Origin of the sequence: Peptoniphilus sp., from assembly GCF_050943655.1 — a bacterium.
In the GTDB taxonomy this organism is placed as follows: Bacteria; Bacillota; Clostridia; order Tissierellales; family Peptoniphilaceae; genus Peptoniphilus_A.
This window is the reverse complement of sequence record NZ_JBMNPQ010000017.1, coordinates 1-24907: the sequence shown is the minus strand read 5'-3', so window position 1 is coordinate 24907 and position 24907 is coordinate 1. Positions and strand designations below refer to the sequence as shown.

Below are 24907 nucleotides of genomic sequence, written 5' to 3'. Positions count from 1 at the left end.
TAAAAACTCCAATCATCAAATACTTTTCGCTTCACCATATTATTATAATATCACCACGTTTTTTATATGTATAGTCAAAACAAAAAATTTACGATAGTCTAAGTTTAAATAAAATAAAGCACTGCGTAAAGTTTAAACTTTAACAGTGCTTTTATTTTCTTCATCTTCCTTATTTATTTTTTAAAGGTAATTTTTCGAATTATATAAAGTGTGCAGAAGGTTCCTATTGAGTTAAAAAATAATTCAAAATCAAAAAAATTTTTAAAACTCATATGATAAGACGGATCCATTACTGTTAAAATTATACCTATTATTACACCTAGAGCTATAAAGGTTATGACGCTTCCAATTATTAATGTCAAAATCATCTTCTTTGGATTTTTGTAGGTATTCATGATGTAGACTATAATCCAAAGGATCGTTGCTATAAAATTTGATGGAAAAGTTACTGTCATAATAACTCCTTCTTTAGTTCTCTTCAATTGATTTTTCAAATTCTTCTCTAATCTTGTGAATTTTCTCTGGATTTTCTAAAAGTCTTCCAAAGAATTCTAAAATTATTGTCGCTCCCTTATCGATTACATCTTTTGAGCCATCAGACTTTACAAAGTCTGCCACGGCCTTTGTGTGAAATGGAATTTCTTCTTTTGATATTGAAATGTATGGATGAAATGCTGGAGCTCTGTAGCTTATGCTTCCAATGTCAGATGATCCGTCGGCAACATCCGTCTCCTCGTATTCCAAATTATGATCCTGCATAATTTCTTTTATTAAATCCGTTCCAGTTTGGTTGTAGACCATGTCCCTAAATGTGTAGCCGAAAGTCTCAAGCTCATATTGAGTCTGTGTCGCCTTGGCACAGCCATTTAGTATATCTTTTACCCAAGGCATCATTTCATCTTTCACTTCTGAATAATTTCTTGCGCGGAAGGCATATTTTGCCTTAGCAAATTCTGGAATCATTCCAGGAGCGCTTCCCCCGTTTAAGACAATTCCTTCCACAATTGCGCCAGGTCTTAGCGACTTTCTCATCATGTCAAAGGCGTGAATCGAAAGCATAAGCCCATCAAGTGCAGATCTTCCCTCCCAAGGTGCGCCGGCACAGTGTGCAGGTGTGCCCTTAAATGTTATTTCGTATGTGTCAAGGGCAAGCAGTTTTGCATTTGGTTTGTTAACACCTGAAGTCAAGTGAACCATTATTACTGCGTCGTACTTGTCAAAGACGCCCATATCTGCCATGGGACTCTTTAGCCCCTCGTCCTCTTCGCCAGGAGTTCCAACTATGTCGATGTTTGCGTCAATTTCATCTTCGTTATCCTTAAGGGCGAGCGCCGATAAAATTGAAATCCCACAACTTGCTGAGTGACCACAGCCGTGTCCAATATCAGGAAGCGCGTCGTACTCAACTAATATTGCAAAGTTTGCCTTGGCATTTTCTTTTTTGATTACATGCCCAAAGAATGCAGTTTCAAACCCGCAGAAGTTTAGTTCTGCATCAATTCCATGTTTCTTTAGAAGTTTTACGATTTTTTTAGATGATTCAAATTCTTTTTCAGAAATTTCTGGATTCTCTGCCAAATCAAAGTTTAGTGCGTAAGCTTCTTCTTTAAATTTATCAATACTTTCTAATAATTTTTCTGAGTACATATTACACCTACAATACTTTTGCCAAGAAGTTTTGTGTTCTCTCGTGTTTAGGATTTCCAAAGACTTCTTCTGGAGTTCCACTCTCTACAATATAGCCATCTGCCATAAATAGAATTCTATCTCCCACTTCTCTTGCAAAGCCCATCTCATGTGTCACGACAACCATTGTCATTCCGTCGCGGGCAAGGTCCTTCATAATGTCCAAAACTTCTCCAACCATTTCTGGGTCAAGAGCAGAAGTAGGTTCGTCAAAGAGCATAACTTCTGGATTCATTGCAAGCGCCCTTGCTATTGCGATTCTCTGTTTTTGTCCACCAGAAAGTGACTTTGGAAAGACTGTTTCTTTTTCCGGAAGTCCAACTCTTTTTAAAAGTGTCCTTGCAGTATCTTCTGCCTTATCTTTTGGAATTTTTTTAACGAGAGTCGGTGCCAGAGTGATGTTATCTATAATATTTAGATTGTTAAAAAGGTTAAAAGATTGAAACACCATTCCCATGTTCTCACGCACGGAATTTATGTCGATTTTTGGATCAGTTATTTCCACATTATCTACAAAAATTTTTCCAGAAGTTGGCTTTTCCAAAAGATTCATACATCTTAAAAAAGTAGATTTTCCGCTTCCACTCGGTCCAATTATTACTACTACTTCGCCGTCTTTTATCTCCTCATTGATTCCCTTTAAGACTTCGTTATCTCCAAAAGTTTTTTTGAGGTTTTCTACTTTAATCATTAGCCAGTCTCCTTTCAAGAACTCCCATAGCCTTGGATAGTGAAAATGTCATTATAAAATAAATAATCGCAACGTAGACAAAGGGTTTAGTAAGGGCATAGGTGCTTGATGAAATGCTCTTTCCTGCATACATTAGCTCTGCAACTCCAACTGTATAAGTAATTGATGATTCCTTAATTAAAGTTATAAATTCATTTACAAGTGCAGGCAAAATATTTTTAACAGCCTGTGGCATGATTACCTTTCTCATTGCCATCTTGTGACTGAGTCCCAAGGACCTTGCCGCTTCCATCTGTCCAATGTCTACTGAGTTAATTCCAGATCTTATAATCTCTGCAACATAGGCAGCTGAGTTAAGTGAAATTGATAGGGAACACAAAAACATCGGTGCCTTTAAAAATGCAAGTGAGTCGGGAATTATTTGCTTTAATCCAAAGTAAACTATTACAATTTGAACAAGCATCGGTGTGCCCCTTACTATTTCGATGTAAGCTCCCGAAAGTATATTTAAAAATTTACTCTTGGATATCTTCATGAGAGCTAGAAGAATACCAAGAGTAAGTCCAAGTATTACTCCAACTACAGAAAGCTCGATTGTAGTAAGTGCCCCTCTCAAATAAGACGGAAGATATCTGCTCAAAAATTCTATCTGATTCGTTATAAAAGTCATAATGTCTCCTTCTCTCTAAAAAAAGTCCCCACATATGTAGGGACTATTTAATTATTTTCCAGCTTCTTCGTTGGATATTTCAATATACTCATCAAGCCATTTGTCTACTTGACCTGAATCTTTTAATTCTTTGACGATTTTTGAAATTGCCTTTGTCAAATCGTCATCACCTTTTTTAGTTGCAACTGCTTGTCCTGGTTCTTTTTCGATTCCTAAATCTCCTACGATTGAAAGGCCATCAGCAATGCTTGCAAATTGTTTTGCTGGTATTTCTGACAAGAATGCCACATCAATTGATTTATTTTTAAGTTGTTCGATGATTACGTTGTTTAGGTCGAATCCCTTAACATTTGATCCATATTTTTCTTCAGCAAATTTTTGTTGGATTGAACCAAGTTGTGTTCCGATTGTTTTTCCTTCTAAGTCATCGAATGTTTTGTATTTGTCTTTGTTTTCATCAAGGACTAATAGAACTTGTTCTCCTTCGATATATGGTTCAGAGAAGTCAACTTCTTTCTTTCTGTCCTCGTCTGCTGCCATACCTGCAAGAACAAAGTCAACATCTCCACTTTTTAGTGAAGCAATAAGTCCTTCAAAGGCCATGTTTTTAACTTCAAGCTCAACGCCAAGTGAATTTGCAATTGTCTTTGCAATTTCAATATCAACACCCTTGTACTCTTCCTTACCACCGTCGTATGATATCCATTCCATTGGTGGATAGTCAGCAGAAGTTCCAAGAACTATTTTGCCCTTTTCTTTGATGGCTTTAATAGTATCTCCTTCTTCGTCGATGTCGACTTTTATCATGTCCTCGTTGGAATTATTTTTTGCATCTTCAGCAACTGCTGTATTATTTTCTTTTGCATCTTTTTCAGCATTTTCTTTTTTATTTGAGCCGCCACATGCAACAAGTCCCAAAGCCAATAATACGATCAATAAAATATTTAAAGTTTTTTTCATTTTTACCTCCCATTTTCTTAAGATCCGCCGTACAAAATGGGATCATCTTAAACTTTTGGAAAAATTTGATGACTTATCAATTTTATTCCAAACGCTCTTCAGATTACCATTGAAATCCAAGATTAAGGCCTCCTTAGTAAATTTAAAAGATATTATAACTCAAAGATTATTTATTTTCAATATATTTGGACTATTTTTTAATTTATCACTGTAAATTATAATAATTTTTAAAAAGAGTCTTTACAATTTTTAACTACTTAAACAAAAAACCTGCAGTTTTTTCTGCAGGTCGTACATACATAGCTTATAAAGGTCTAAAGAAATCTCATCCTATGGAAGAAATTGTAGGAAGTTCAACTTGAAGCAAACGAATAAAAATCACACTGTTTGAACGAAGTGAGTTTGTGATTTTCAGATTTGCAAAAGTATGAGCTCTCTGGGTTTCTGTAATGAGATGAGATTTCTTGACTTTTATTAAGATTTTACCTACAGTTTTTCTGCAGGCTTATTATTAAAATTCTAGAAGTTCCTGTGCTGGGAATTCTTTTGGCTCTTCTGGTTTTGGTTCAGGTTTTGGAGTAGGCTTTGGCTCGTCCTTTTTAATTCTTGAGAATTGATAAAGTCCCCAAGACTCGAGTTCATTATCTGTACCTATCCAAACTGGAGCGCCGACTTTCATTGTTGGGAACACAAAGTTTTCGATGTCGTAATTGTACATCCTTATGCAACCATTTGAGTAGTACCCTCCAATTTGAAGCGGCTTGATGTTGCCGTGAATTCCGTAACCGCTCTTTCCTGGAATCTTAAGACCCATCCATCTTTCGCCAAGTGGATTGTTAGGATCATTTGCAGCAACGGGAGTGTACTTGCCGCCCATTCCTCCCCAAGCTGGGTTTACATGTTTATTTATTATAGTTGCCTTTGCACTTGGTGTTGGCGTGCTGCTTGTGCCAAGTGTTACGGGGAACTTTCCAATGGACTGTTTGCCCCTATAGACAGTTAAAATTCTTCTCGATTTGTTTACACTTATCCACACATCATTTGTTGGAGCATTTACCACCATGTCATAGACTTCGTAGTTTGGTGTGTAAAGAGCAGTCTTTGTCTTTTCATCAACGCGACCTGTGACAGGAAGGTTCATCTGTGCCTGCCACTTTTTTGTCTCAGCAACTCTATCTGACCCACTCTTGTTCATAAAATTATTCTCACGAACAAATCCAGCTGCAAAAATATTGCTGGGGATGAGTAGAATTGCAAGAGCTAATATAATAAATTTATTTTTCATCTTTCACCTCTAATTTACTTTTTAAAAATTGTCCAGTATATGAATTTTCACATTTCACAATTTCTTCTGGCGTTCCAGTGGCGATTATCTCTCCGCCTCCGTCTCCACCTTCAGGTCCCAAATCTATAATATAGTCAGCACATTTTATTACGTCTAAGTTGTGCTCAATTGTGATGACAGTATTTCCTCTGTCTACAAGTTCGTCCAAAACTTTTATAAGTTTATTTATATCTTCTGAGTGAAGTCCTGTCGTTGGCTCATCTAAAATATATAAAGTCCTTCTTGTTGCTCTTTTTGAAAGCTCTGTTGCAAGTTTAATTCTCTGCGCCTCGCCACCGGAAAGTTCAGTAGAAGACTGTCCAAGCTTTATATAAGAAAGTCCAACATCTCTTAGAGTCTCAAGCTTTCTTAGAACTCTCTCGTGATTTTCGAAAAAGTCTATTGCTTCGTCCACTGTCATATTTAATACATCGCTTATATTTTTGCCCTTGTACTTAACTTCAAGAGTCTCGCGATTGTATCTCTTGCCCTTGCAAACTTCACAAGGCACATATACATCGGGCAAGAAGTGCATCTCAACTTTTAAGATTCCGTCGCCCTTGCAGGCTTCGCATCTTCCGCCCTTTACATTAAAGGAGAATCTTCCCTTCTTGTAACCGCGCATCTTCGCCTCATTAGTGTTGGCAAATATATCTCTTATTAAATCAAAAGCTCCCGTATAAGTTGCAGGGTTTGACCTAGGAGTCCTTCCAATTGGCGACTGATCGATGTCGACAATCTTGTCGATGTGTTCTATCCCCAAAATTTCTTTGTGTTTACCTGGCTTTACTTTTGATTTATTTATTTTTTGTGCTAATGATTTATACAAAATTTCGTTAATTAGCGAAGACTTGCCCGAACCAGAAACTCCAGTTACGCAGACAAATTGACCAAGTGGAAACTTCACATCAATGTTTTTTAAATTGTTTTCGCTTGCGCCAATTACTTCTATATATTCTCCCTTTGAAGGTCTTCTTACTTCTGGCACTTCGATTTTCTTTCTGCCACTTAGATAGGCACCAGTTATGGACTCTGGCACTTTCATTATCTCTTCGGCTGTTCCCTGTGCGACGATTTTTCCACCGCCGACACCGGCAAGTGGTCCAATGTCTACAATCTCATCAGCTTCAAACATCGTGTCTTCATCGTGTTCTACGACGATTAATGTGTTACCAATGTCTGTAAGTTCGCGAAGTGACTTTAGGAGTTTTGCATTGTCTCTTTGGTGAAGTCCAATGCTCGGCTCATCAAGTACATAAATTACTCCAACAAGTTGCGAACCAATTTGTGTTGCAAGTCTAATTCTCTGTGCCTCTCCTCCTGAAAGAGTTCCTGCCATTCGCGACAGTGATAAATAATCTAGTCCAACATTTACCAAAAACGAAAGTCTCGATTTTATTTCCTTTAATAGCTCTGTTGCAATTATCTTTTCGTTCTTTGAAAGCTCTAAACTTTCAAAAAATTCCAAAGACTTGTCGATGGAAAGCTGTTGAAGTTCAAAAATATTTAGTCCTCCAACTTTTACAGAAAGAGACGTTTCTTTAAGTCTTGCCCCGTGACATTTTGGACAGGGCACTTCTTCCATAAACTCGTCAATTCTATCAATCATTCTGTTTGAGCTAGATTCAGTGTATCTTCTCTTTAAATTTCTTGATATTCCTTCAAATCCCCCTGAATATCTCTTTCTTCCAGAGAAATAGGAGTCGTATTCGAAGGACAAATTTCCGTCGTAGCCCTCAAAAATTGCATCTAAAAATTCTTTCGGTGCATTTTTAATTGGCTCCTTGGTGCTGAATTTAAATTTTTTTGCAATGTGAGATATTATTTCAAAATAATAAGTTCCCTTTGATGTTGAGTAACACGCAATTGCGCCCTCTTCGATTGAAAGTTCCTTATTTGGAATGACTAAATCTCTTGAGACTTCCTTCGAAAATCCAAGTCCATTGCACTCATCACAAGCTCCTAGTGGAGAGTTAAAAGAAAATGACCTTGGAGTAACTTCTTCAATAATAATGTTGCAGTGAGGGCATGCAAGTTTTGTGGAAAAGACTAAATCTTCTCCATCAATTACATTTATTTTTGCAATTCCATCTCCCATATTAGTTGCAATTTCAAGGGAGTCAGCAAGACGCGACTCGATATTTTCCTTTACAATAATTCTATCTACAACTATGTCGATGTCGTGGTATTTATTTTTGTCAAGTTCAATTTCATCGTCAATGTCGTGCATATCACCATCGACAAATATACGAAGGAATCCCTCTTTTTTTATCTTTTCAAATACTTTTTTATGTTGTCCCTTTCTGTGCCTTACAATTGGGGAAAGAATTTGGATTCTCGTCCTGTCCTCTAGCTTCATAATTTCGTCGACCATTTGATCAATTGTGTATGAAGAAATTTCTTCGCCACATTCTGGACAGAATACGTGACCCACTCTTGCATACAAAAGTCTCAAGTAGTCGTAAATTTCTGTTACAGTCCCAACAGTTGAACGTGGATTTTTGGATGTGGTCTTTTGGTCAATTGAAATTGAAGGGCTCATGCCCTCAATGTAATCCACTTCGGGCTTATCCATCTGTCCCAAGAACTGTCTTGCGTAGGAAGATAGGGATTCGACATACCTTCTTTGCCCCTCAGCATAAATTGTGTCAAAAGCAAGGGAAGACTTGCCCGATCCTGAAAGTCCAGTAAAGACAACAAATTTATTTCTCGGAATTTTGAGGTCCACATTTTTTAAGTTGTGGACCCTCGCTCCCTTTATGATTATTTCGTCGTTCAAAGTATCACCTATACTATTGCTTCTTTTTTCTTCTCTTTAAGTTCCTTAATTTTATCTCGAATTTCTGCCGCCTTTTCAAAGTCAAGCTCCTCGGCAGCTCTATACATCTCTGGTTTTAGAGCTTCAATCATAGCAGAAATTTCATCCTTTGTAAATTCTTCTTCGCTCGTGTCAAAGTCTATTTGTTCTTCGGCAGCAATTGAAGTGTTAATTACATCTCTTATTTCTTTTTTAATAGTCTTTGGAATAATTCCATGCTCTTTATTGTACTCGTCTTGTATTTTACGCCTTCTTGCAGTTTCGTCAATAGTAATTCTCATGGAATTTGTAATCTCATCGGCATACATTATTACCTTGCCATCTGCATTTCTGGCAGCACGCCCTGCAGTTTGGATAAGTGATGTGACTGATCTTAAAAATCCTTCCTTATCTGCGTCAAGTATGCATACCCTTGAAACCTCAGGCAGGTCAAGCCCCTCTCTCAAGAGGTTTATGCCAACTAGAACGTCGTATTTTCCAAGCCTTAGGTCTCTAATAATCTGCATTCTCTCCAATGTGTCGACGTCGGAGTGCATGTAAGTTACCTTGTAGCCCACTTCTTTTAAATATTTTGTCAAATCCTCTGCCATTTTTTTAGTGAGGGTTGTGATTAAAACTCTCTCGCTTCTTTCAATTGTCTCGTCGATTTCTTTTACAATGTCGTCGATTTGATTTTTAATTGGACGCACTTCGATTACTGGATCAAGAAGTCCAGTAGGTCTTATAAGTTGTTCTACTTGCTGCTCAGTGTGTTCAAGTTCATAAGGGCCAGGTGTTGCAGATACATAGACGCACTGATTCATCATGCTCTCAAACTCGTTAAACCTAAGAGGTCTGTTATCAAGTGCTGATGGAAGTCTAAAGCCGTATTCCACAAGAGTCTCTTTTCTCGCCCTGTCGCCATTATACATTCCGCGAATTTGGGGAATTGTTTGGTGCGACTCGTCTATAATTGTCAAAAAGTCCTTTGGAAAATAGTCAATCAAAGTGTAGGGACGTGAACCAGGTGCTCTTCCAGATAAGTGCCTTGAATAATTTTCTATTCCAGAACAAAATCCCATTTCGCTAAGCATTTCAAGGTCGTATCTCGTCCTCTGTTCAAGCCTTTGAGCTTCCAAAAGTTTTTCTTGATCTTTTAAAACTTTAAGCCTTTCTTCAAGCTCTTCCTCAATAGTGACAATCGCCCTTTGAACTTTTTCTTCAGAAGTTGCAAAGTGAGATGCCGGAGTGATAAAGGCATGGTTTAAGTGTGCAATCACTTCACCAGTTAGTGCATTTACTTCAGAAATCCTGTCAATTTCATCGCCAAAAAATTCAACTCTTATGGAATTTTCAGAAGATGATGCAGGAAAAATATCTAAAATGTCACCGCGAACTCTAAAAGTTCCACGGGTGAATTCATAATCATTTCTAACATATTGAATGTCCACAAGCTTTGACATAACTTCGTTTCTGTCGCGTATCATTCCAGGTCTTAGGGAAATTGCCAAGTTCTCATAGTCAATCGGGTCACCCAGTCCGTATATGCAAGATACAGATGCTACGATTATTACATCTTTTCTCTCGAATAGGGACATTGTCGCAGAGTGACGAAGTTTATCTATTTCATCATTTATTGATGAGTCCTTCTCGATGAAAGTATCAGTCCCAGGCACATAAGCCTCAGGTTGATAGTAGTCGTAGTAGGACACAAAATATTCCACGGCGTTTTCGGGGAAAAATTCCCTAAGCTCGGAACAGAGTTGGTATGCAAGGGTCTTGTTGTGTGCAATTACAAGGGTGGGCTTCTGAACTTTCTCTATTACATTTGCCATAGTAAAGGTCTTGCCAGAACCCGTAACTCCCAAAAGATTTTGGTGCTTGTAACCCTTTTTAATTCCGTCGGCAAGCTTTTCAATTGCCTGTGGTTGGTCGCCAGTAGGTTTATAATCAGAATGAATTTTAAATTTCATATAATCACCTTTAAAAGATAAGTAACAAATAAAGTATATTCAATAAATACTCATTTGTAAATTATTTATAATCTGAACGGATAATTTATACCCTAGTTCAATGATAACAAACTTTTGTTCAGTTGTACAATAAAAAAGACAATCAAATTAATGATTGCTTTGAGACTAGTTGCAAATTAACAAAGCTCTAAAGAGATCTTATCCTATGGAAGAAATTGTAGAAAGTTCAACTTGAAGCAAACGCATAAAAATCACACTGTTTGAGCGAAGCGAGTTTGTGATTTTCAGATCTCTCAAAGTATGAACCTTTCCAATTTCTGTAATGAGATAAGATTTCTTGAGCTTTGTCGATGGTCCCCGACAATTAACTTAATGATTGTCTGAAAATATTATATTTTACTTCAAGATACCAAGCTTAACTTGTCAAAAATCTAAATTATACTCTAACATCTCTCGTTAAATTTAAACTATCTTTCGTCTTCTGCGATTACATTTACGTAGTACTTAAATTCGATTTTTCTATTTAATATCTCATCAATTAATTCTGCTCTGAAGTCATCTCCAAATACGAATCCGTCTTTTGTTGGAACTGTCCCAGAAAATATTACAGAGTTTTTGACATCTCCTATTCTCTTTTCTAATTCACTTAAAATCTTCTCGACTGGAAGTATGTCCCCAAGAGTTCCCTCTTGATACAAAACTTCTTTTCCATCAACAGTTGTATAAGAATTTAATTTTATATCGTCCCAATGATCTTTAACTTCGTCATATTTCCACGCTTCTTTTGCCAGTGGCTTTAGACAAACTTGTTTTGATTTAAAAATATTTACACTTTCAAGGTCTCTATCTGTGTGGTCAGACCCAACTGTTATATAGATTTCGTCTTCTGCCAAAAGAATTACATACTCACACTCACCAGAAGTTCTCTCTCCCACAAATTTTAAATCGCTATCTTGAGTCACAATTTCCTTTGAGCATTCAAAAATCGTAGGAATAAATTTTGGAGGTTTGACGCCAAGGTCCCTTTCAAGTTCGTCAATGTGCTCTTTAGTTTTTTCAATATTTCTGCCAGCATAACCTATGGCAAAGCACTTGTCGTAATTAAATTCTAATTTCTCATCGTTACAAATAAAATTTAAAGTTTTCATATTTCCTCCTTAAAATTTATAAAGTTCAGGCCTTCTATCTCTAAATACATTTATGCTCTCTCTAATTCCCTTTATCACACTTAGGTCCACTTCACCTGTAAAATTACCAACCTCTTCGTTTGGCTTTATAACATACTCTCCCCAAGGGTCTATTATGGCGCTGTGTCCACCAAATTTCGTATCATAGGCTTTGCCAAGACTGTTTACACAGACAACAAACATTTGATTTTCAATTGCCCTCGCCCTGTTTAAAGTGTCCCAGTGCATTGTCCTAACATCTGGCCAAGCAGCTGGCAAGAAAAATATCTCGATATCTTTAAGAGCATTCATCCTGACCCACTCGACGAACCTAACGTCATAGCAAATGCTAACTCCGCACTTCACACCGTCAAGTTCAAAAGTCACAAGCTTATCTCCAGCAGAAAATATTTCGTGCTCACCTGATGGAGAAAATAAATGCACCTTGTTGTACATTCCAACTTCTTTTCCATTTCTATCATAAATATAGCAAGTGTTGTAGAGTTTACCATCTATTATGTTGGCAACAGAACCACCTACAATATTTATATTGTATTTTTTCGACAATTCTTCTAAAAATTTTTTAGTTCTTCTGCCTTCTACATCGGCTAGGTCCCTAACATTTTTTGGGAAGAAAGATACATCCCAAAGCTCAGGCAACACCACTACGTCGCTCTTCTCTTCTGCTGCACTTTTTATTGCGTCTTCTGCTATCTCAAAATTTTTCTTAACATCACCTAAAACTAATTCGCATTGAATAACTGTTATTTTCATTTTACCACCCCTGCCTTCCTATTTAATATAATCTCATTTATAGTTTTACCCAATCATTATGTTAAATAAGGAAATTAAGAATATTTTCTAATTTTCATTAATTTTGGCATGAAAAAACTCATCTTGCCACGCAAAATGAGTTCTATATTATTTATTAGAATTTTCTTTTAATAATTCTATAGCTTTTTGAAGTTGTGTGTCGGTGTCTTTATAGTCAATTCCTATTCCCTTGATGTCCTCTGGCAAGTCCACCTTGTAATCTGGCTCAATGCCAATTTTATGAATTGATTTTCCCGATGGAGTAAAGTACTCTGCCGTTGTAAGTTTAATTCCATCTCCTCCAGGGAATTTGCTTACCGTTTGGACAATTCCCTTTCCAAAAGTTTTTTGTCCAACAAGTGGAGCTCTCTTTAAATCTTTTATCGCTCCCGCCAAAATTTCTGATGCAGAAGCTGATCCTTCATTTACAAGAACCACCATATTTATGTCGTTGTAATTTTCATCGAGTTTATATTCTGTGACTATTTCGTCCTTGTTGTCCTTTAGTGTCACGAAAGTTCCCTTTGGAAGAATTGCATCTCCAATTTCTACAGCTCCATCAATCACTCCGCCTGGGTCGCCCCTTAAGTCTAGGATTATTCCCTTAACTCCATCATTTGTGAGCTTATCAAGAGCAACTTTAAAGTCACTTCCAGTCTCTTCGTCAAACATTATGACTCCGATGTAGCCAAAGTCTCCAATTCTATCAGAAATTACAGAGTCAAGTTTTACTTCAGCTCTTTTTACGCTTATTTCTTTTGTCTCATTGTTCTTGCTCTTTAAGACCAAAAGTTTTACTTCTGTTCCGGCTTTTCCACGAATTGCCTTTGAGGCTTCGTTAATCTTTTCAGCGTTAAAATCCTTGCCGTCGATTTTTAAAATTTTATCTCCAGACTCAAGGCCTGCCTCTTCTGCCGGAGAGCCCTTTACAGGAGAGACCACTGTAACAGTTCCATCTTCATTAGGAGAAATTATAACTCCAATCCCCTGGAACTTTCCGCTAGTCTGCTCGTTTAAACTTGTTAACTCTTCCTTTGTGAGATACTCTGAATAAGGATCGCCAAGACCTGCCACAAGGCCCTTTAACTTTCCAGCCTCAAGGTCTTTTTGTTTTATTTCTTTGTTGTAAAGAAAATTTTCCTTTACATAATCTTCTAAGTAATTCATCTTTGCATAAGAAGACGCATCGCCTAGAATTGTTCTTACTGTTAAAATTCTTGTAATTAAAGCAGTTGTAAGAATCAACAATACAACTGCCAAAATTTTTAATATTTTATTTTTCTTCATTATACATATCCCAATGGATTTACTGTCGCGCCATTTACTCTAACTTCGAAGTGAAGGTGAGGTCCAGTTGAAAGTCCTGTTGAACCTACAAAGCTTACAACATCACCAGCATTAACTTGTTGACCAGCTGATACATTAAACGCAGAGTTATGAGCATAAACTGTGACAGTGTCGCCGTGATCAATCATAACCACATTGCCATAGCCACTCATGTTCTTTGCCATAATTACTGTGCCACCCTTTGCTGCAACAACGGGAGTTCCAGCAGGTGCAGGAATATCTATTCCAGAGTGGAACTTGCTGTATCCAAGTATTGGATGAGTTCTATATCCATAAGGAGAAGATATAGAGAAGTGACCAGGAAGTGGCCAAGTGTAATTTGCACCGCTTCTTGGAGCTGAGCTTACACTTATGTCTCTGTTTCTTGGCATAGTGCGTGCAAGTTCTTTTTGTTTTTCAGCTGTTATTTCTTTTTGAAGTCGAGCTATTTCTTTGTCAAGATTTGCCCAGTTTGCTTCAGCTTTTTCATATTCTTCGCTATAAAGTCCAATATTTGACTCAAGCTCTTTCATGTAAGCATTTTTTGCTTCGACTGCAGCTTCATATTCTGCCTTTTCGCTTTCAAGGGCAATTCTATTTGTCTCAACTTTATTTCTATCTTCTTTTAGACTTTGTTCAACTTCTTTAATTGTTTCGATTTGCTCTTTGATATAGTCTAGGAGATCTCTATCGGCTTCTGCAATTGATGAAACAATTTGGTTGTTTCTAAGTAATTCTTCAATATCTTTTGAGCTTAAAATAACTTGAAGATATTCCATATTGCCTTTTTTGTACATCTCGCGAATTCTCTTCCTAAAGAGGTCTGTCTTCTCTTCTAGATTTTTGTTCGCTTCGTTTAATTTTTGTTGGTTCTCAGCTATTTCGCCGTTTAACCTGTCTATTTCCTTTTGAAGATCATTAATCTTTGCAGATGTTCCAGCAATTTGTCCATCAAGTTCATCTATTTCAGAGGATACAGTTTTCTTTTTGCCCTCTGCAACAGAAATATTTTTCTTGTGATCATTCATTTGATTTTTAAGCTCTGTCTGCATATTAAGTTTTTTATTTTTTTCAGCAGTCAGTTCCTTGGAACTCTTTGCCAAAGCTCCTGTTGGCATAGACACCAATAGAGCAAGTAGAAGGGCAAGCGCCCTCTTATTTCTATCCACACTATCACCTATACATCTAAGAATTTTTTAGTAGAGAAGAGACTTCCAAAAAATCCAATCCCCACACCTATACATAAAAATATAATAAATATGTCTTCTCTTACAATATTTGCAGAGACTAAATCTACATTTGTAATATTAAACAATTGAGGATTTAGCTTTTCGTAGAGAACTTCATAGAGCTTAATAGTAAGAGCACCTGAAAGAAGAGCTCCCAAAACTCCAAATATCACTCCCTCAAGCAGAAAAGGCCCTCTGATATATGTGTTTGTCGCGCCGACATACTTCATTATGTTAATCTCATTTCTTCTGTTTGAAATGGCAATCTTAATAGTATTGTGAATAATAAGTACAGACACAAACACTAAGATTAAAACTATGGCAGCCCCCACATACTTAACTCCATTTTGAATCTTCATCATCTGAGTCACAAAATCGTAATAATAATTGTGATCTTCTATGAAGCTTAGATTAGAGTATTTGTCTTCGATTTCTTTTCCGTAGGAAAGTTCATTCATCTCTACAGTTATTGAGTCTGGAAGCGGATTGCCTCCAGGAATATTTTCTAAAAGAGTCGCGTCATCGCCAAGACCCTTTTTAAAATCTTCCAAAGCTTCATCTTTGGTAACATAAGTAACTCTCTTTACTTTATCATTTTCTGAAAGTTCTTTAATAAAACCATTTACATCAGCTACAGGAGCATCGTCCTTTAAGAAGAACACAACTTTGTCGAGTTTTTCCCCCGTCTGATACATAATTGTGTTTAAATTCACAATCATAAGCATTACAACGCCAAATAAAGTTAGCATTGCAGCAATAGATATTGTAGAAGTTAAAGACATTGCCCTGTTTCGCCAAAGACTCTCAAGTGATTCTTTTATGATATTAAAGAGCTGTCTAATAGTTTTCATAAAAATAACCGCCCTCTCTAACATCACTTACGATATTTCCGTCTTTTAAAGCAACAACTCTCTTGTTAAATTTATCTACAATACTTGCGGCATGAGTTGCCATTATAACAGTTGTTCCCTCATCGTTTATATTTTTAAGTGCCTGCATAATCTCCCAGGCAGTATGTTCATCAAGGTTTCCTGTAGGTTCGTCGCAGACTATATGCGGCGCCTTGTTTACAATTGCCCTTGCAATAGAAACTCTTTGAGACTCCCCACCAGAAATTTCGTTTGGATAACACTTCATCTTGTCAGTTAAGTTTACAAGTTCAAGAGCCTCTTTTACATCTTTATCTATGTTCTTTTTAGATTCGCCTAGAATCTCCAATGCGTATGCCACATTTTCATAAACTGTCTTGCGTGGCAAAAGCCTAAAGTCTTGAAAGACAACTGAAATATTTCTTCTCAACTTGGGTATCATATAATTGGATATTTTCGTAATGTCGTCGCCTTGGACAGTAATTTTTCCGCGCGTAACTTTCTCTTCGCGGATTAATAGTTTAATCATAGAAGATTTGCCCGCACCAGAAGAACCTACCAAAAATACAAAATCTCCCTTTGGAATTTCGAGATTTATATTTGATAGGGCCATGACGCCATTACTATATTCTTTAAATACATTCTCAAATTTTATCATTTTTCTACCTTTCTAAACTTCACAATTATTATATTACAAAATGGTAACAGATGTACAGTAAAATTGTAAAATTTCACACAATTATCTCACTTTACTTGTATTTGTAATATAAATTATATTTTTTTAAATTTTTTATAAAAAATATTTTACATTTCTTCAATGTTCGTGTATAATTTTGAAGTAAAAAAGTAATTTATATCATTAGGAGGAAATATGCAAAGATATATTGGAACAGTAGCACGTGGTATACGTACACCGATAGTAAAAAGTGGAGATAACTTAGTTGATATTGTAGTTGATTCAATTGAAAAAGCCGTTGAATCTGAAAATATTACAATGCGCGACAAGGATGTTGTAGCAGTAACTGAATCTCTAGTTGCAAGAGCTCAAAATAACTATGTTGAAACTGATGAAATCGCAGAAGACATTAAAAGAAAATTTGACAAAGAAATTGGAATAGTTTTTCCTATTCTAAGCCGTAACAGATTTTCAACAATACTTAGAGGGATCGCAAAAAGCGGAAAGAAAATTCACATTTTGTTCTCTTATCCTTCTGATGAAGTTGGCAATTCACTTATGGATCCTAACCTTCTATACGAAACAAAAATTAACACATTTACAGAAGTTTTAGAGGAAGAAGATTACAGAAGAATTTTTGGCGAAGAAGTAAAACACCAATTCACAGGAATTGATTATGTTAAACTTTACAAAGATATTTGTGGAGGAAATGCAGAAATTCACTTCTCAAATGATCCTAAGACAATCTTAAACTACACAGATGAAGTTTTAGTTTGCTCAACTCACACAAGATTTGCACTTAAAAGACTACTTAAAGACGAAGGCGCAAAAACTGTGCTTGGACTTGACGACATAATGAACGAATCCATTAACGGAAGCGGATACAACGAAGAGTACGGCCTACTTGGATCAAACTTCGCATCTGAAACTAAACTTAAACTTTTCCCAAGAGATGGAGAGGTATTCGTTAAAGAAGTTCAAAAGAAATTAATCGACAAATACAACAAACAAATCGAAGTTATGATTTATGGAGACGGAGCTTTCAAAGATCCAGTTGGACATATTTGGGAACTTGCAGATCCAGTAGTTTCACCTGCTCACACAGAAGGACTTGTTGGAACACCTAACGAACTTAAAATTAAATACATTGCAGACACTGACTTAAAGGACCTAGACTCAGAATCAGCAACTCAAGCAATGAAAGAAAGAATTTCCCACAAGGACAACAACCTTGTTGGAAGAAACGAAACTCTTGGAACTACTCCAAGAAGAATCACAGACCTACTTGGCTCACTATGTGATTTAACAAGTGGATCTGGGGACAAGGGAACTCCAGTAGTTCTAATCCAAGGTTATTTCGATAACTTCGCATCTGAATATTAATAAAAAAATTACCAGAGATGTTTTCATCTCTGGTTTTTTTTACTTTTAACTTTATTTTATTTAATTTTTATTTATATTCTTTTAAAACTTTTTCTGCTTCTTTTAGTGCGCTTTCAAAATTTTTCTTGTCAAGCACTGTTGCATTTTTAAAAGTATTAGATGATTTTATTTTTTTAGAGATTTCTATTTCTTCTTTAAGGAGAGTCTTTTCACTTACTCCCAAAAATTTTCTCGCGTCTTTTAAGTTGTAAAGAGCTATGTCTAATTCATCTTTACTTGCTTCTTTATCGCCTAGAATTCTCTTTGCTTCTTTTACTGAATTTTTGTAATCAGATCTAAATTCAATCTCACGAGTTTTATATTCCTTTGAATTTAAAACTTTTCCCTCACGCGATACCTCTTCATTTAGCGCTTCTCTAAAATCAAAATTCTCATCCATTGCATATCTCATGTCCAGTAAATTTAGATAATCAAGCTTCATGTCCTCTTCAGATGAGTTTACATCTTTAAGCGTATCTTTTGCAACTAGAAGAGCTGTGTCATAGTTCGTGCTCTTTTCAATATCTGCAAGTTTGTAAGAATTTGTCTTCACAAAAACTTTCGCAAACTTAACTTCATTTTTTAAAGCGCTCTTGTAATCTTTAACAAGTTTTATTTCAGAGTCTCTCAACATATTAAGTGCGTTTTCTAAATCATTACTGCTTGCATCTTTTTTATTTAGTAATCTTTTTGAATCTTGAAGCTTCTTCTCATAATCTTCTGTGAGTTTCTTATCTGCGTTCACATAATTTTTTGAATCTCGAATAAAGTTTTCTCTCATCACTTCTTCTTTTAAAAGATTTCTGTAGTCGCTATTTAGTTTTAATCTCGCCTCACTTAGTTTAAATCTTGTATCTGCAATGTCTTCGTCTGTGTAAGACTTATCCCCCTTTGTTACTTCAACTACAGTATCAATCTTTTTGTTCATTCCATCTTCTGCAAAAACTTCTGCCATTGGCATCATCATAAGACCTGCAAGTGTAAGAGCTAAAATTTTGTTTTTATTTTTCATAATATCCTCCGATTGTTTGATTTAATGAAATTATACAAATTTTTTATGTTTAGAATTTGTGCAAATGTTTACATTTTAATTAAAAACAGTTACAATTCATTTAAAAATCTTACAAAAAGAGTGCATTTGGTTTCAATATTTAATTTCTTTCTAATATTTTGTTTTATTTTTCTTACAAGTTTTTTAGTTTTTTGAAGCTAATAAATCCTATGCTCTTAAATTTTTATCAACATAAAAAAGCCCATGTAGCCTTATAGACTTCACAAGCTTTTTAAAGTTTAAAGATTTTCAGTTTTATCATACAAGTGGCAGGCAACGAAATGTCCCGGCTTTACTTCTCTAAGTTCTGGTTCCACTTCCTTACATTTTTCCATGCACTTCACGCAGCGTGATTGGAATTTGCATCCAACTGGCAAGTCAATTGGAGATGGAATCTCTCCCTTAAGCGGCGTCCTGTCCTTTATTCCAGCGTCTGGATCTGGAATTGGTATTACAGATATTAGCGCCTGAGTGTATGGATGAAGTGGCTCTGCGTATATTGCTTCCTTGTCGGCAAGTTCTACAATTGAGCCGAGATACATTACTCCGATCCTATCAGAGATGTGTTTTACCATCGAAAGGTCGTGGGAGATAAATAAATAAGTTAGTCCCAATTCCTTTTGTAATTTTATCAAGAGGTTAACTACTTGAGCTTGAATTGACACATCAAGTGCAGAAATCGGCTCGTCGCAGACGATAAATTCTGGCTCAACGGCAAGTGCCCTTGCAATTCCAATTCTCTGTCTCTGTCCTCCTGAAAGCTCACGTGGAAATCTCGCACCGTGTTCTGCGTTTAGTCCTACCATCTTAAGAAGTTCAGAAACTCTATTGTGAATTTCATCATCCTTCATGCTTGGGAAGTGAACTCTAATCCCCTCAGCTATGATGTCCTCAATAGTCATACGAGGGTCAAGAGATGAATAAGGGTCTTGGAAAATTATTTGTGCCTTCTTCTTAAAGTTTTTGATGTCTTTTCTCTTTTTAATTTCAGAAACTTCCACTCCCTCGTAGTAGACATGTCCTCCAGTCTTTTTGTGAAGACCTAGTATTGTCCTTCCACAAGTAGTTTTACCGCAACCACTTTCGCCTACAAGGCCAAGAGTCTCTGTCCTATAAATGTCAAAGGAAACATCATCAACGGCAGTTAATTTTTTCTTTCCAACGTCAAATTTCTTTTGTAATTTGTCTACTTTAATTAAAACTTCTTTATTTTCCATCTAATCACTCTCCTGCCCTTGTGAAGCTTCTTTTGCGTAAGGATGGTTTCTCCAACAATATGATCTATGTGTATCTGAAAGAGCTGTCTTTTCAGGTTTTTGTTTTCTACAAATATTCATTGCATATTGGCATCTGTCAACAAATGGGCACCCTTTTATCTCTAGTAGAAGATCTGGAGGTGTTCCTCCCAATGAATAAAGCTCTTGCTTAGATTCTGTATCGAGCCTTGGAACAGATTTTAAAAGTGCCTCAGTGTATGGATGATTAGGGCTTTTGAATATTTCTCTTACGCTTCCCTCTTCCATAACTTCTCCAGCATACATTATTAAAATTCTATCGGCAAAGTCTGCAACTACGCCAAGGTCGTGAGTTACAAGAACTATGGCAGTGTTTTTCTTCTCTTTAAGTTCTGATAGAAGATCTAGAATTTGTGCCTGTACAGTTACATCAAGGGCAGTTGTTGGCTCGTCTGCCAAAAGAATTTTTGGATTGCACGCAAGGGCAATTGCAATCATAACACGCTGTCTAAGTCCACCTGAGAGTTCAAATGGATATTGATTGATTCTCTCCTTTGGATTTGGAATATTTACAAGTTCCAAAAGCTTAATTGCCTCTTCATTTGCTTCTTTTTTGTTCATTTTAGTGTGCATCAAAAGAGATTCTGTAATTTGCTTTCCAATTTTTGTAGTTGGGTTTAGAGATGTCATTGGATCTTGGAATATCATGGACACATCGGCACCTCTGTAGGCCTTTAGTCTCTTTTTGTTCATAGCAAGAACATCTTCGCCATTAAAATTAATTGTAGATTCTTTTTTAATTTCGGCAGAGTTCTTTGGCAAAATTCTAAGAATTGCCTTTGAACATACAGTCTTTCCGCATCCACTTTCTCCAACAAGGGCAAGAGTCTCTCCCTCTTTTAGATTAAAAGATACTCCCCTTACTGCCTTAACTTCTCCAAGATAAGTGTGAAAAGATACATGGAGATTTTCAACGTCTAAAACTTTTTTGTCATTGTTATTATTCATAATTACCTCCATTAATCTCTAAGACTTGGGTCAAGAGCGTCTCTTAAGCCGTCGCCAATTAAAGTAAAGCAAAGCATTGTAATTGCAATCATAAATCCTGGGAAGAATAATTGGTAAGGATAGAATAAGAATTTAGTTTGAGCTGCAGAAGCCATAGCACCCCAAGAAGTGTTTGGAGGTTGAACTCCTAGTCCCAAGTAACTTAAAAATGCCTCACTAAAAATATATCCCGGTACATCAAAAGATATTGAAACTAAAATAACATTTAAAGTATTTGGCAATAAGTGCTTTAAAATAATATCTCTATCTGAAACCCCAAGGGCTCTTGCTGCAAGTACAAAGTCCTGCTCTTTAAGGGATAAAATTTGTCCCCTTACAAGTCTTGCAAGTCCGCACCATCCTGTAATAGTCATCGCCAAAATAAGTGAAGCGTAACCTGAGTCGTTAAAGGCAAGTCTTATTATGATTACTAGAAGAAGATAAGGAATTGAGTAAAGTATTTCTACAATTCTCATCATTATTGTGTCCACTCTTCCACCAAAGTAACCGGAAATTGCCCCGTAAATTCCACCGACTACAGTTCCTATTATTGCTCCAACAATACCGATTACAATAGATACACGGCCACCTTTCCAAAGTCTTGTAAAGATGTCACGTCCAATATCATCAGTACCAAACCAAAATTCTGCACTTGGCTTTGCATTGGATGGACCAACTACGGCATCGTAGCTGTAACTATTTATATATGGGCCAAAGACTACAAGCAGTATTATTACTCCAAGTAGTCCAAGAGAGAATAGCGCGAGCTTATTCTTCTTAAATCTTCTCCATGCATCGGACCAATAAGTAACGACAGGGCGTCCGATAAATTCAGAATCTTTTTGGTCATTTGATATTCTTTCAAAGTCATTTCTGTTTAATTCATAATTTGTCTTTTCCATATCATTACTCCGTAAATTTAATTCTAGGGTCAACTATTCCATATACAATATCTACAACAAGTTGGATAACTAAGAACAAAAATGCGTAGAAAATTGTGTTTCCAATTATCATTGGATAGTCTCTATTTTGAATAGAACTTACAAAATAAAAACCAAGTCCTGGAATACTAAACATGTTCTCGATAATAAATGAACCTACGAAAATTCCAACAATTTGTGGTCCAATAATTGTTATAACTGGTAAAATTGCATTTCTAAGAACGTGTTTTCTAATAATGTTAAATCTTGAAACTCCCTTTGCTTGGGCAGTTAAGATATAGTCTTCTTTTAAAACTTCTAGTACATTACTTCTCATGTATCTTGCGTATGTAGCAATTGATCCAAAGCACATTGCAATAGATGGAAGGATTGTGTATTTAAAACTTCCTCCGCCCCATCCAGAAGTTGGAACCCATCTAAGTTTTGTAGCAAAGAAGTACTGCAAAAGTGCCCCCATGATAAATACAGGAATTGTAATACCTAAAATGGCAACAACTCTAATGATGCTATCTGGCAATTTCCCTCTATTTAGTGCAGCTACAATTCCAAGGGTAAGTCCCACTACAAGACCGATTATCATGGCTTGTCCACCAATTCTTCCAGATACTGGTGCAGTCTCTTTAATAGTTTGTGTAACTTCTCTACCTGGATATTTGTATGAAGAGCCTAGGTCTTTATTAACTACTGCATTCTTTAAAAATATTTTGTATTGTTCAGATGTAGGTTTGTCTAGTCCATATTTCTTTTTATAATTTTCTCTAGTTTGCTCAGGCAGTGTCCTTCCCATTGCGGCAAGTGGATCGCCCTGAATGCTGTGCATCATAAAAAAAGTAAGAGTTGTAATTATAAAAAGAGTGATTACCATATAGACTATTCTTTTAGCGATATATTTAAGCACTTCTTTTCTCTCCTTATTGTAATATGGGGGCTCGTGGCCCCCTTATAATTTTTATTTAGTTCTTCCTTCAGTGTAAACATATCTTAAACCTGTTGTATCAAGTTCTGATACTGGAAGGCCTTTTAGATAGTCATATCTGAATTTGTGGTGAGTTACGTTTGCTATTGGAATAACTGGAGACGCGTCGATTAAGATTTTTTCAGCTTCGCCATATTTTTGTGCAGCTTCTTTCATGTCTGTAGTTTGAGAAGCTTCTTTAACTAATTTGTCGAATTCAGGATCGTCCCAATTTGTAGTAAGAACGCCAGCGCCCTTCATGAAAATACTTAGCATAGCATATGGGTCGTCGTAGTCAGTTGACCATGCAGAGTATGCAATTTGGAAGTTTCCTTTGTCCATGTCACTTGAAAGAACTGGCCATTCTAATGTAACAATGTTTACATTTACGCCAAGAGCTTCTTTTAAGTTAGCTTGGATATATTCGTTAGCAGCCTTAAGGTCGCTTGTATTAGATACTTTGTATTCTAGAGTTACTTTTGATGGATCTTTATCCATTCCAAGTTCTTCAAGTCCTTCAACAAATAATGCCTTTGGATCTTTTACTGATTTAACAAGATCAGTTAGTGGTTCAAATCCAATTTGTTCAGCGTATGGTTTTTCTCCCAAGTTAACTGTTGGAGGTACCCAACCAGTACAGTCAGTGTTTACTCCTGCATAAACTTGTTTGTTTAGTCCATCTCTATCAAGGGCAACTTGAATTGCTTGACGAATCTTTTGATTTGACATCAATTTATCTTCAGTGTTGATTGTCATAAAGTCAAGAGTTGGTCTTACGAAAGGTACCCAGTGAGTTCCTTCTTTGTCATCAAGTCTATCTGTCCACTCTTTAATAGAAGTTGACATTGAGTCGATTTCTCCAACTTCAAAAGCATTACCAGTTGTGTTAATGTCGTTTGAAATTCTATAATTTGCCTTTTCAAGTTTAATATTATCTGCGTTCCAGTAAGATTCATTCTTAACTAAATTAAGTTCAGAGTTGTGAGTCCAATCAGTTACTTTGAAAGGTCCACAGCTTATGATTCCGTCAACGCTTGAACCAAATTGGTCGCCGTATTTTTCAACCATGTCTTTACGTTGTGGATACATTACTCTGTAAGGAACTATTTTAATGAAGTATTCTGCTGGATTTTCTAGAGTGATTTCTAGAGTTTTATCATCTATAGCTTTTACTCCAAGCTCATCTACAGGCATCTCACCTGAGTTAACTTGAACAAAGTTTTTAATTGGTTCAAGTAAGAATGCTGCTTCAGCTGCAGTATTAGGATCTGCTGTTCTCTTAATACCATATTCATAGTCTCCTGCAGTTACAGGTTGTCCATCTTCCCAGTTAAAATCTCTTAAGTGGAAAGTATAAACAGTTCCGTCTTCAGAAACATCGTAGCTTTCAGCACCAGCTGGTTCAACTTCAAGTTTGTTTTCGCCAGTTTCGTGAATTTGTACAAGTGGTTCATATACGTTTTCGATAATAGTTTTGCCGTATGAATCTTGTCCAACTTGTGCATCAAGTGTAACAGGTTCTGCACCTATTAGACCCATATAATATTGGTCTTTGTCAATTTCGCCGCCAGCTTCAGCTGATGCCGTATTTGACTCGGCAGATTTCTCTTCGCCTTTGCCACATGCTGTAAGTGTAAATAAGCACAGTAACAAAGCTAACAATAACGTTCTCTTCTTCATGATAAATCCTCCTATCACTTTCAAGGAAAACATTTGTAAATATTATGCCAAATTGTACATGGTATTAATTAATAATAAATGTCTTTCCTTGTAAAATTGTTGTTAAATAAATTATATCAGAATGATTTATAAAATTAAAGGAAGATATTTTCATAAAAAACCCCACATCTATCAAGATTTATTAATAATGAAATTTGTTATAGCTTTTATTAAATACTATATCTGTAGAAAATAGCTAAGATACTAGAGTTCGGCACTTTATCATGGTATCAGTTATAATCATTATAGCTAAAGTCGCATGATAAAACTGGATAAATTTTACAAAATATTTTAAAAATAATTTAAAAATGGGCCTTTTATAGTTTTTGTATTGTATATTTAAACACTCTTGTTTAC

General features: G+C 36.1%; 21 protein-coding genes. 1 reads left to right on the top strand and 20 read right to left on the bottom strand.

Going from position 1 to position 24907, the window contains the following annotated elements:
• Nucleotides 1–173: 173 nt before the first annotated feature.
• The 14 genes from ACOX6R_RS03180 to ftsE all read right to left on the bottom strand — a co-directional run bounded on the left by ACOX6R_RS03180 (nt 174) and on the right by ftsE (nt 16162).
• Nucleotides 174–455 (bottom strand): hypothetical protein, encoded by a 282-nt coding sequence (locus ACOX6R_RS03180; protein WP_433447158.1) that lies wholly within the window; start codon nt 453–455, stop codon nt 174–176.
• Between the two features lie 13 nt (nt 456–468).
• Complete coding sequence (locus ACOX6R_RS03175; RefSeq protein ID WP_433447157.1) at nt 469–1647, bottom strand: amidohydrolase; 1179 nt, start codon at nt 1645–1647, stop codon at nt 469–471.
• Between the two features lie 7 nt (nt 1648–1654).
• Nucleotides 1655–2377, bottom strand: a complete 723-nt coding sequence (locus ACOX6R_RS03170) for an amino acid ABC transporter ATP-binding protein (RefSeq protein ID WP_433447155.1) — start codon at nt 2375–2377, stop codon at nt 1655–1657.
• Nucleotides 2370–3047, bottom strand: a complete 678-nt coding sequence (locus tag ACOX6R_RS03165; protein ID WP_433447153.1) for an amino acid ABC transporter permease — start codon at nt 3045–3047, stop codon at nt 2370–2372. The genes ACOX6R_RS03170 and ACOX6R_RS03165 overlap by 8 nt, the downstream gene beginning before the upstream one ends.
• A gap of 51 nt (nt 3048–3098) precedes the next feature.
• On the bottom strand, nt 3099–4007 hold the full coding sequence (locus tag ACOX6R_RS03160) for a transporter substrate-binding domain-containing protein (RefSeq protein ID WP_433447151.1): 909 nt from the start codon (nt 4005–4007) through the stop codon (nt 3099–3101).
• 511 nt (nt 4008–4518) lie between these two features.
• A complete protein-coding gene (locus ACOX6R_RS03155; protein ID WP_433447149.1) occupies nt 4519–5292 on the bottom strand; it encodes a L,D-transpeptidase family protein in 774 nt (257 codons plus the stop codon).
• Nucleotides 5282–8110: an excinuclease ABC subunit UvrA gene (uvrA, locus tag ACOX6R_RS03150; RefSeq protein ID WP_433447147.1), complete on the bottom strand. Its 2829-nt coding sequence runs from the start codon at nt 8108–8110 to the stop codon at nt 5282–5284. Before uvrA ends, ACOX6R_RS03155 begins: the two co-directional genes overlap by 11 nt.
• Nucleotides 8111–8118: 8 nt before the next feature.
• Nucleotides 8119–10101 (bottom strand): excinuclease ABC subunit UvrB, encoded by a 1983-nt coding sequence (uvrB, locus tag ACOX6R_RS03145; RefSeq protein ID WP_433447145.1) that lies wholly within the window; start codon nt 10099–10101, stop codon nt 8119–8121.
• Nucleotides 10102–10568: 467 nt separating this feature from the next.
• Nucleotides 10569–11249: a DUF2848 family protein gene (locus ACOX6R_RS03140; protein WP_433447143.1), complete on the bottom strand. Its 681-nt coding sequence runs from the start codon at nt 11247–11249 to the stop codon at nt 10569–10571.
• 9 nt (nt 11250–11258) lie between these two features.
• Entirely contained in the window at nt 11259–12041 is a 783-nt protein-coding gene (locus ACOX6R_RS03135; protein ID WP_433447141.1) for a carbon-nitrogen family hydrolase, read from the bottom strand.
• 147 nt (nt 12042–12188) lie between these two features.
• On the bottom strand, nt 12189–13367 hold the full coding sequence (locus ACOX6R_RS03130; RefSeq protein WP_433447139.1) for a S41 family peptidase: 1179 nt from the start codon (nt 13365–13367) through the stop codon (nt 12189–12191).
• Complete coding sequence (locus tag ACOX6R_RS03125) at nt 13367–14575, bottom strand: murein hydrolase activator EnvC family protein (protein ID WP_433447137.1); 1209 nt, start codon at nt 14573–14575, stop codon at nt 13367–13369. The genes ACOX6R_RS03130 and ACOX6R_RS03125 overlap by 1 nt, the downstream gene beginning before the upstream one ends.
• Before the next feature lie 8 nt (nt 14576–14583).
• On the bottom strand, nt 14584–15486 hold the full coding sequence (gene ftsX, locus ACOX6R_RS03120; protein WP_433447135.1) for a permease-like cell division protein FtsX: 903 nt from the start codon (nt 15484–15486) through the stop codon (nt 14584–14586).
• The gene (ftsE, locus tag ACOX6R_RS03115) at nt 15473–16162 is read right to left on the bottom strand and encodes a cell division ATP-binding protein FtsE (RefSeq protein WP_433447133.1); all 690 of its coding nucleotides are present in this window, start codon (nt 16160–16162) and stop codon (nt 15473–15475) included. The genes ftsX and ftsE overlap by 14 nt, the downstream gene beginning before the upstream one ends.
• 213 nt (nt 16163–16375) lie before the next feature.
• Here ftsE and ACOX6R_RS03110 point away from each other — a divergent pair, with 213 nt between their 5' ends.
• Nucleotides 16376–17563 carry a coenzyme F420-0:L-glutamate ligase gene (locus ACOX6R_RS03110; protein ID WP_433447131.1) on the top strand — a complete coding sequence of 396 codons (1188 nt, stop codon included), beginning with the start codon at nt 16376–16378 and terminating at the stop codon, nt 17561–17563.
• Nucleotides 17564–17630: 67 nt separating this feature from the next.
• Here ACOX6R_RS03110 and ACOX6R_RS03105 read toward each other — a convergent pair whose 3' ends face one another.
• The 6 genes from ACOX6R_RS03105 to ACOX6R_RS03080 form a co-directional block, all read right to left on the bottom strand.
• A complete protein-coding gene (locus tag ACOX6R_RS03105; RefSeq protein WP_433447129.1) occupies nt 17631–18614 on the bottom strand; it encodes a hypothetical protein in 984 nt (327 codons plus the stop codon).
• Between the two features lie 278 nt (nt 18615–18892).
• Nucleotides 18893–19870: an ABC transporter ATP-binding protein gene (locus tag ACOX6R_RS03100; protein ID WP_433447127.1), complete on the bottom strand. Its 978-nt coding sequence runs from the start codon at nt 19868–19870 to the stop codon at nt 18893–18895.
• Nucleotides 19871–20896: an ABC transporter ATP-binding protein gene (locus ACOX6R_RS03095; protein ID WP_433447125.1), complete on the bottom strand. Its 1026-nt coding sequence runs from the start codon at nt 20894–20896 to the stop codon at nt 19871–19873. It abuts the gene before it with no gap.
• An 11-nt stretch (nt 20897–20907) separates the two neighbouring features.
• Nucleotides 20908–21837 carry an ABC transporter permease gene (locus ACOX6R_RS03090; protein WP_433447123.1) on the bottom strand — a complete coding sequence of 310 codons (930 nt, stop codon included), beginning with the start codon at nt 21835–21837 and terminating at the stop codon, nt 20908–20910.
• Nucleotides 21838–21841: 4 nt separating this feature from the next.
• On the bottom strand, nt 21842–22774 hold the full coding sequence (locus ACOX6R_RS03085) for an ABC transporter permease (RefSeq protein ID WP_433447121.1): 933 nt from the start codon (nt 22772–22774) through the stop codon (nt 21842–21844).
• 51 nt (nt 22775–22825) lie between these two features.
• Entirely contained in the window at nt 22826–24511 is a 1686-nt protein-coding gene (locus tag ACOX6R_RS03080) for a peptide ABC transporter substrate-binding protein (RefSeq protein ID WP_433447119.1), read from the bottom strand.
• Between the last annotated feature and the right edge of the window lie 396 nt (nt 24512–24907).